Raw genomic sequence first — 2,501 nt, 5'->3', positions numbered from 1 at the left:
AGCCTGGGCCGGCGCTTGGCGGCAGCGGCTGGCGGTTCGCTGCGCCGCCTCCAGCATGCGGCTCGCCGGCCGCGCCGAGGATGCGGCCGCCTTGCGCGATGCCTGGCATTTGCGTCCCCTACGTGCTGACCCCGGTCCCGCAGGCGCCGTCTTTGGCGCCTGGCGGCAGTTGGCCAGGCAGCCGCCCGCCGCTACGCCCGGCCGGCTCGGGAAGATACTCGACCAGCTTGGCCTCCATTGGGACGGCGCCGCGCTCGCCGACCTTTGCACGCAGATCGAAAAACTCGGGGTATCCCAGCGGTCGGCGCCATTCGACGCCGCGGCGATCGCCGCTGAGGTCGTCGCCATGCGTCCCGATGCCGAACTCTTTGGCTGGTGGCTCGCCGACCTGGTACTGGCGCAACGCCTGGGCTGGCCGCAGCCCCTGCCGCTCCTAATGGCGCAGGGTTTTGGACCATCTTTCCGCACCGAGGCCGGCGGTGGCCGGCGCATCCGGCCCGGGGACAAGAATTTTGAGCGGGCGGTTTGCATCGCGCTCGTCGCGGCCGCCGCGGACGCTTGTCGGTTGGCCGCCGAGCTGTCGCGCCGGGCCGAAAAACTCCTGGCGGTGGCGCCGAAACTGCGCGCCAAAGGCGCCGGCGACGTAATCTTTCTGCTGCTCAGTGAAGACGCCGTGTCCGGATCGCTGACGACGGACAATCTGTCGCGCTTTGCATCGCGACGGCTGTTCGAACGGCTGCAGCAACTGGAGGTCGTGCGCGAGCTCTCCGGCCGCCCCACATTCCGGCTGTTCGGGCTGTAGCGATGAGCGAAGCGTCCGCCCGCCGCAAGCCAAACGATCAGCCGGCGCTGCTCGACACCGAACTGGAACATCTGCCGCCGGAGCTGCGCTGGTGCGAATGGATGGCCCGCGTCGAAGCGGTGATCTTTGCGGCAAATGAACCGGTGACACGTAGTGTCCTCGCGCGGGTGGTGGGAAAAAACTGCAATATCGAGCTGATCATCGACGACATTCGCGCCGAACTCGCCGGCCGCCCTTACGAGCTGGTCGCGGTCGCCGGCGGCTGGCAGCACCGGACCAAAAAGGTTTTTGGCGACGCCATTCACGCAGCCTTCGGCACGGCAGCGGGCGAGGGAGCAAAAGAACTGTCGCAGGCGGAGGCGCTTGTCTTGATGTGCATTGCCTATTTCCAGCCGATCACCCGTGGCGAGCTGTCGAGCTTTTTCGGCAAGGAGGTGTCACGTGACCTGATCGGCGTGCTGCGCGCTGAGCAGCTGGTCGCCTCGGGGCCGCGCAGCCCGCAGCCGGGCGCGCCCTACACCTATGTGACGACCAAAACTTTTCTGTCGCAGTTCGGGCTCGACACGCTGCGCCAGCTGCCGGATTTCGAGGCGCTCGAGGACGCCGGGCTGCTGTCGAAGGAGAAGCTGCTGGATCATCCCAGGGTTTGCAGATATCGACGATGATGGCGCCAGCGCCGCGCTCGACGAATAGATGATCCCATCACGGCGGGACACACGCGATCTCGCCGCTCGTCACATAGAAGATTGCGCCACGCACGCCGTCTGGTCTCGCCGGCTGGGTCCTTCGCGTGACGGAAGGGAGGTGGCGGCACGCGTCCGCTTGTCGATGAAGGATAAGCGAACAGGCAATTGATCGAGCCTGGTCGCACATGTCGATCACCATTGAGAGCTCTCGAAGGGAGAAAGTTCAATTGAACCACGTCTACCTTGAGCTTCTCGCGACGATTGAGGCGTTAAGATCCAGCCCATCGGGGCGACCATTCAGACGCTGATGGACAAGGTTCGCGACCTTTCACAGACGATCAAAGCCCTGAAAGACGATCTCCACCAGACAGCCGGCTATGGCCTGCTAAGAACCTAGCCAGCCGGCGAGTGCCCATCCCGGCCATTGTCAGCGAGGCGGCCATCCCAACAAGATCGCCTTGCCGCCACCGCCAATGGCGGATGCTGACAGCAGCGCCATAAGAACGCCAACGTAGATGGGGAAGATCATCCTCGGGCTATTCGTCCTTCCAAATGACAGTCTTCCCCCGAAAATCCCAATGAAATTTGAGGTTGGCTTTCAGTACCTCGGTGGGGATCCTCGGCTCGATCGCTGTGTGGAGAGCGTTATACGTTTCTCGGCAGAAGCTCGGCGGCGGGACATTCAGCTTGTACCCCGACGGGTACCTAAAATCTTGCTGAGAATTCATCAGGTCAAGGTTGTTGGCAATCATCTTCACGTTCCCAATCGGCGGCATTCCTAGGGCCACTGCGGCTTCGTAAATGTCCTCGATCTTGTGACCGAAGCCGAGCCGGAGACCGCGTTTCGACACGCCCTTTGAAGCTAGATACGCTTTCAAGAGGAGTTCTAGGTGTGAGCTTTCGAGAGGTTGTCCATTCGGACCGGACCGAGGAGACTGGAGTTACCACGCTTCAGCATCCATCGGAGGGTCCGAATGAACATCCACAAGAATGCCCGTCTCACACCGCTGCGT

At 62.9% G+C, this 2,501-nt stretch carries 2 protein-coding genes; both read left to right on the top strand.

From position 1 onward, the window contains the following. Positions 1-802: DUF1403 family protein (locus tag EN984_RS31030; protein WP_127384201.1), on the top strand; the 802-nt coding region annotated here is incomplete at its 5' end. A gap of 2 nt (positions 803-804) precedes the next feature. After that, positions 805-1,467: an SMC-Scp complex subunit ScpB gene (locus tag EN984_RS31025; RefSeq protein WP_063169436.1), complete on the top strand. Its 663-nt coding sequence runs from the start codon at positions 805-807 to the stop codon at positions 1,465-1,467. The last annotated feature ends 1,034 nt before the right edge of the window (positions 1,468-2,501 follow it).

Source organism: Mesorhizobium sp. M7A.F.Ca.CA.004.12.1.1 (genome assembly GCF_003997835.1).
In the GTDB taxonomy this organism is placed as follows: Bacteria; Pseudomonadota; Alphaproteobacteria; order Rhizobiales; family Rhizobiaceae; genus Mesorhizobium.
This window is presented reverse-complemented; position numbering and strand designations above follow the sequence as displayed.

Coding starts and splice junctions, on each gene's coding strand:
- EN984_RS31025 (WP_063169436.1), top strand. CDS start 805: ATGAGCGAAGCGTCCGCCCGCCGCAAGCCAAACGATCAGCCGGCGCTG.